Annotated in this window: 6 protein-coding genes; 4 read left to right on the top strand and 2 right to left on the bottom strand. The window is 72.8% G+C overall.

The annotated features are described in order from the left end of the window. Nucleotides 1–318: 318 nt before the first annotated feature. Nucleotides 319–492 carry a hypothetical protein gene (locus tag VIU94_RS28540; protein ID WP_331915527.1) on the bottom strand — a complete coding sequence of 58 codons (174 nt, stop codon included), beginning with the start codon at nucleotides 490–492 and terminating at the stop codon, nucleotides 319–321. A 651-nt stretch (nucleotides 493–1143) separates the two neighbouring features. Next, nucleotides 1144–2040 carry a UbiA family prenyltransferase gene (locus VIU94_RS28545; RefSeq protein WP_331915529.1) on the bottom strand — a complete coding sequence of 299 codons (897 nt, stop codon included), beginning with the start codon at nucleotides 2038–2040 and terminating at the stop codon, nucleotides 1144–1146. Between the two features lie 93 nt (nucleotides 2041–2133). Here VIU94_RS28545 and VIU94_RS28550 point away from each other — a divergent pair, with 93 nt between their 5' ends. From VIU94_RS28550 to VIU94_RS28565, 4 genes are all read left to right on the top strand, one after another. Then, complete coding sequence (locus VIU94_RS28550) at nucleotides 2134–3201, top strand: type III polyketide synthase (protein WP_331915531.1); 1068 nt, start codon at nucleotides 2134–2136, stop codon at nucleotides 3199–3201. Nucleotides 3202–3219: 18 nt separating this feature from the next. Beyond that, nucleotides 3220–3795: an isoprenylcysteine carboxyl methyltransferase family protein gene (locus tag VIU94_RS28555; RefSeq protein ID WP_331915533.1), complete on the top strand. Its 576-nt coding sequence runs from the start codon at nucleotides 3220–3222 to the stop codon at nucleotides 3793–3795. After that, on the top strand, nucleotides 3792–4808 hold the full coding sequence (locus tag VIU94_RS28560; RefSeq protein WP_331915535.1) for an NAD(P)/FAD-dependent oxidoreductase: 1017 nt from the start codon (nucleotides 3792–3794) through the stop codon (nucleotides 4806–4808). Before VIU94_RS28555 ends, VIU94_RS28560 begins: the two co-directional genes overlap by 4 nt. A 96-nt stretch (nucleotides 4809–4904) precedes the next feature. Next, nucleotides 4905–5765: oxygenase MpaB family protein (locus tag VIU94_RS28565; RefSeq protein ID WP_331915537.1), on the top strand; the 861-nt coding region annotated here is incomplete at its 3' end.

The following is a 5765-nucleotide window of genomic DNA, read 5'->3' on the forward strand; positions in this document are numbered from 1 at the left end:
GCACCGCAGGGCACGGATGGCCGTCCTCGTGCCGGGCAGGCGGCCTGGACATGTTGATCGGTCTAGTGATCATCAGCGTTAATGCCCTGATCGAATAGCCGGGCCTCGGATGCCACGTCGGCGAGAAAGGCGGCGATTCCTAGATCTATGGGCGCCGTTCTCCCGGCCGCTGCCGACATGACAGGGACGGCGGGAACCCATCCCAGACTTCGGCTCCGCCACCACACCGGGCGGGGTGGCGACCCCGGGCCCAGGCCGTCGCTCCGCCCGCGCGGCAGGAGCGAAGGGAGGCCAGCGCCAGCCGCGCGGTTGAGCGGGTCACACCGCCGGCGGCTGGCTGGACGGGGCGGCCTGGTCTGCGGGCTGGTCCAGCTGCTGGCCGCGCCGCTGTTTGTTGCGGTGGTCCTCGACACGGGCCGCGTTTGTCACGCGGGTGCGAGAGCTTGCGCCGAACTCGTACTGGTACCGGTACGAGGAGCTGGCAGACGTCATCGGATTCGAGGACGACCCTGGCACTTCGTAGGGCCGCGCGGTGCCGTGTCGACTTGTTGTGGGCGGCCGGCCCTGACCGGCCAGTGGCGTGTGGCCGGGCGCCTCGCTGTGACCTGGCGTGCCACGTCCGCTGGTCGGGGGTACTTGACCGGACGACGGTGAGATGGGCTTCCCGATGCCCAGACCTCCCCTGACAGCAAGGGTTTCCCTTAGTACCTTCTGGCACGGCCTGGCAGCTTCGCAGGTTGTCAGCGCCAGGCAGCGGGATACCGGCAGGTGATCGACGGGATTCTGCACCGGGTGCGGACCGGAATTCAGTGGCGCGATCTGCCCGAACCTTTCGGGCCTGGAGACCACCGGCCCCAGGATGACGGACAAGATGCCGGGCTCTACGGGCCCGGCTGGGCGACGTGGCCCCGGCCCGTGGAGTTCCGTCGGACCAGGAAGACGTTCGGCCTCGAGATCCGATCGGCGGCGGTCCGGACAGAACAGGTTGTGACGCCGGTGCCCGGCGGACACGGCGCCAGCGGCAGGACCGCCCCGCCCTCCACCGGGGAGCCGCCGGCGTGCGCGGGCGTTCCTGACAGCCGCCGCGAAGCGCTGAGCCGGATCCTTCCAGAGCCCCGACCATCGACGCTCGGAGCGGAGCCGTCAGGTGAGGGAGTCGCCACGCCCCACCAGAAGCGCCACGTCCATGCCGGCGACGAGAATGGATGCGATGAACGGCAGTCGGACGTGGCGACGGCCGAGGACCGCGCTGAGCAGCGCCGTCAGCGCGGCCGCCGCCGGCGCGACCCACGAGGCGGCGCTGAGTGGCCCCGACCCACCGAGGACGAGCACCGCGGACGCCGCGGCGAGGGGGACCGGCATCAGCAGCCGTGTGCGCGCCGGACCGAGCCGCTGCGGCCACCCTCGTACCCCCGCTCTCAGGTCGGACTCGATGTCCGGCAGCACGTTGCCCAGATGCGCGCCCACGCCCAGCAGCGTGCCGGCCGTGACGACCCACCAGGCCGGCACGGCCCTCCCCGGCAGGCTCAGCACCACGAAGGCCGGAAGCGCCGCGAACCCCACGGCGTACGGCAGCCAGGACAGCCGCGTCGCCTTCACCCCCAGGTTGTACGCCCACGCGCCGCCGACGCCGATCAGATGGACGCAGCCGGCGAGCAGCCCACCGGCCAGGGACAGCGGGACGCTCGCCACCAGAGCCACGACAGCCGCGGTCCGTACGCCCCCGGCACCGATCGCACCGGACACGACCGGCTTGTCGTACCGTCCGGCCGCAAGGTCACGCCGGGCGTCGACCGCGTCGTTGCACCAGCCCACCGACAGCTGGCCCGCCAGCACCGCCGTGCCGACCAGCACACAGCCGCGCCCACCGTGCCCCGCCGACACCGCCAGCGCCGTCATCAGCAGGGTGACGGCCGCCGTCGGCCCCGGATGACAGGCCCTCACCAATCCGGTGAAAAGGCTCTCGGAGCGTACGGCCCCACTGCCGGCGGGCGTTGTCGAGGCGGGCCTGACGGCAGCAGCCCGGTTCGTGGCGTCCACGCGCTGATCGTAGGCGCCCAACGAGCTATGCCCTGGTACAACCACGCGGCGTGGGGCACATATGGGTTCACCTCGTCCGCACCAGGGAGCCCGATGACCCGGATCGCAGCTGTCTACGGAGTCCTGTCACCACATCGTCACTCCCAGCAGGAGATCACCGACATGGTGGCCGGTCAGTGCCTCGCCGCCGACGGGGACCGGCGTGCTCTCGAACGGCTCCACCGCGGCGCGCAGGTCCGCACACGTCATACGGCGCTGCCACTCGACCGGTACGGCGAACTGAGGGACTTCGGCGCGGCCAATGACGCCTTCCTCAGCCATGCCGTGGACCTCGGCGCCGAAGCCCTCTCCGGGGCGCTCGCCGAGGCCGGTCTGTCCGCCCGGGATGTCGATCTGCTGCTGTTCACCTCAGTGACCGGCATCGCCGCGCCGTCGGTGGACGCCCGGCTCGTCGGACGGCTCGGGCTGCGACCGGACGTCAGACGGCTGCCTCTCTTCGGTCTGGGCTGCGTCGCCGGCGCGGCCGGTCTCGCGCGCCTTCACGACTACCTCCAGGGCTGGCCGGACCACGTCGCCGTGCTCCTCTCCGTCGAACTGTGCTCACTGACCTTCCAGCGGGGCGACACCTCACCCGCCAACCTGATCGCGACCGCACTCTTCGGGGACGGGGCCGCCGCCGTGGTCGCCTGCGGGACCCGAAGACACACGGCAGGGGCGGCGAGCGGCCCGGCGGTGGTGGCGAGCCGCAGTCGGCTGTACCCGGACACCGAGCGGCTGCTGGGCTGGGACGTCACCGGATCGGGCTTCCGCGTCGTCCTGGATCCCGCCGTCCCCGACGTGGTGCGCAAGAACCTCGGCTCCGACGTCGACGGCTTCCTGGCCGACCACGGCCTCACCCGCAAGGACGTGACGGCCTGGGTCTGCCACCCGGGCGGCCCCAAAATCCTCGACGCGGTCGCGGAGGCGCTCGACCTGCCCGAGGACGTCCTCGACATCAGCCGGCGCTCCCTCGCGGATGTCGGCAACCTGTCCTCGGCCTCCGTGCTCCACGTCCTGCGCGACACCCTGACGGGAAGCAGCAGGCCGTGCGCCGGCACTCCCGGCCTGCTGCTCGCCATGGGCCCGGGCTTCTGCACCGAACTCGTCCTGTTGCGCTGGTAGGAAAGGAGAGCCTGAGACGTGAACTGGTACGCCCTTCTGGTGCTCGCGATCGGCGCCGAGCGCGTCGTCGAACTCGTGGTCGCCCGTCGGCACGCACGCTGGAGCCTGGCACGCGGCGCCGTCGAGCACGGACGGCGGCACTACCCGGTGATGGTGGTGCTGCACACGGGCCTTCTGCTCGGCTGCCTGGCCGAGGTGGAGACGATGCGGCGGCCGTTCCACCCCGGCCTCGGCTGGACCATGGTCGCCGTGGTCGTCGCGGCCCAAGCCCTGCGCTGGTGGTGCGTGAAGACACTGGGGCCACGCTGGAACACCCGCGTGCTGGTCGTACCCGGTCTGCCTCTGGTGGTCGGCGGTCCGTACCGATGGCTGCGCCACCCGAACTACGTGGCGGTGGTGGCCGAAGGCGCGGCGCTGCCGCTGATCCACGGGGCATGGCTGACCGCCGCCCTGTTCACGCTGCTCAACGCCGTGCTGCTCACCGTGCGCATCCGCTGTGAGGACGCGGCGCTCGGGTCGACGGCCGGCGCGGCGGAACGCCCCGCGGACCCTGCACGCCCCGCGGGGGCCCCCGTACCCGGTGGCCTCGCGTGATCGACCTCCTCGTGGCGGGCGGCGGCCCCGCCGGCCTGGCCACCGCGATCCACGCCGCGATGAACGGCATGGAGGTGGCGGTGATCGAGCCCCGCCCCGGCCCGGTGGACAAGGCGTGCGGCGAGGGGATCATGCCGCGCGGCGTGCTGTCCCTGCGCGCCCTCGGCGTCGAACCGGCCGGCCACCCGCTGGGCGGCATCAGGTACATCGACGGCCCGCACCGCGCACAGGCCGCCTTCCGCGACGGCTCCGGCCTCGGTGTGCGCCGCACCGTCCTGAGCGCCGCGCTGCACCGGCGGGCCCGCGAACTAGGGGTCCGGATCGTGCCCGGCAAGGTCGGGGAGGTCCACCAGGAAGCCGAGGCGGTGACCGCCGCGGGGCTGCGGGCCCGGTGGCTCGTCGCGGCGGACGGCCTGCATTCGCCCATCCGTCGCGCACTCGGCCTGGACTTGGCCGCCCGTGGGCCCCGGCGCTACGGCCTGCGGCGCCACTTCCGCGTGCCACCTTGGTCGGACTTCGTCGAGGTGCACTGGTCGCGGCACGGCGAGGCGTACGTGACACCGGTCGGGGACGACCTCGTCGGCGTGGCGGTACTGAGCACGGCACGACACGCCTATGACACGCACCTGGAGCAGTTCCCCGAGCTGGCCGCGCGCCTGTGCGGGGACGCGGCCGTCGACGTGGTTCGCGGCGCCGGGCCGCTCAGGCAACGGGTGCGCGGCAGAGCGGCCGGCCGCGTCCTGCTCGTCGGTGACGCGGCAGGCTACGTCGACGCGCTGACCGGCGAAGGCATCGCCCTCGCGCTGGCGTCGGCCGAAGCGGCGGTACGGTGCCTGCGAGCGGGGCGTCCGCAGGACTACGAGCGGGCCTGGCGACGCCTGTCGCGCCGACAGCGGCTGCTGACCCGCGCACTGCTTAGGGCTGGCTGCCGGCAGGAGACCGCACGCTTGATCGTGCCGACGGCCGCCTGTATGCCCTTCGCGTTCGCGGCGGCCGTGCACGCGTTGCGGTGACCGTTCCCGCCAGCCCTGCGGGCACGGGTTGCGCGCAGGGCGGGCCGGACGTCCCTGAGGGCGTGGCGTCCGTGGTACTCGGCGGATACTGGTCGCATGGACGTTTCCGTGCCCGGGTTCGACCTCCGGGAACGGCTCGGCCGCTCACTGTTCGCGCGTGTCGCGGGTCCAGACGGCCCGGAGAAACGCGCCCGCATCCACGGCACTCCCGGCCCGCGCTGGTTCGTACCCGGCAGCGCGATCCGTACGGTGCACGGCGACGCCTCGATGTTCGTCGGCGGGCTGAGGGCCCTCCTGCTTCAGTCCCTCCATCCGCTGGCGATGGCCGCCGTGGCGGCCCATTCCGGCTACCGCGGGGACCCGTGGGGACGGGTTCAGCGCACCAGCACGTTCCTCGCGGTGACGACCTTCGGCACGGCCGACGACGCGCAGCGGGCCGTCGACCGAGTGCGTACGGTGCACGAACGCGTGCGCGGGGTGACCGCGACCGGAGCGGCGTACCACGCTTCCGATCCGCATCTGCTCGGCTGGGTGCACGTAGCCGAGGTGGACAGCTTCCTGACCGCCCATCAGCGCTATGGGGCTCACCCACTGGATAGCGCCGGCTGCGACGCGTACGTCGCCGACACCGCGCGCGTCGCCGCCGCGCTCGGAGTGATCGATCCACCGCGCGACCGCGCCGAGTTGGCCGACCGGCTGACCTCGTACCGGCACGAGCTCCGCGCGACACGGGACGCCCGCGACGCCGCACGCTTCCTCCTGCACGAACCGCCCCTTCCCTGGACCGCCCGGGCCCCATACGCGATCCTGGCCGCGAACGCGGTATCGACCCTTCCGCGCTGGGCGTGCGAGTCGCTCGACCTGCCTTGTCTGCGGGGCGTGGAGCGCAAGGCCGTACGGATGACCGGCCAGGCGCTGATCGGCACGATTCGATGGGCCCTCGGACCGCCGCCCCCC

This window comes from Streptomyces sp. (assembly GCF_036566765.1).
GTDB lineage: Bacteria > Actinomycetota > Actinomycetes > Streptomycetales > Streptomycetaceae > Streptomyces.

Coding starts and splice junctions, on each gene's coding strand:
- VIU94_RS28540 (WP_331915527.1), bottom strand. CDS start 492: ATGACGTCTGCCAGCTCCTCGTACCGGTACCAGTACGAGTTCGGCGCA.
- VIU94_RS28550 (WP_331915531.1), top strand. CDS start 2,134: ATGACCCGGATCGCAGCTGTCTACGGAGTCCTGTCACCACATCGTCAC.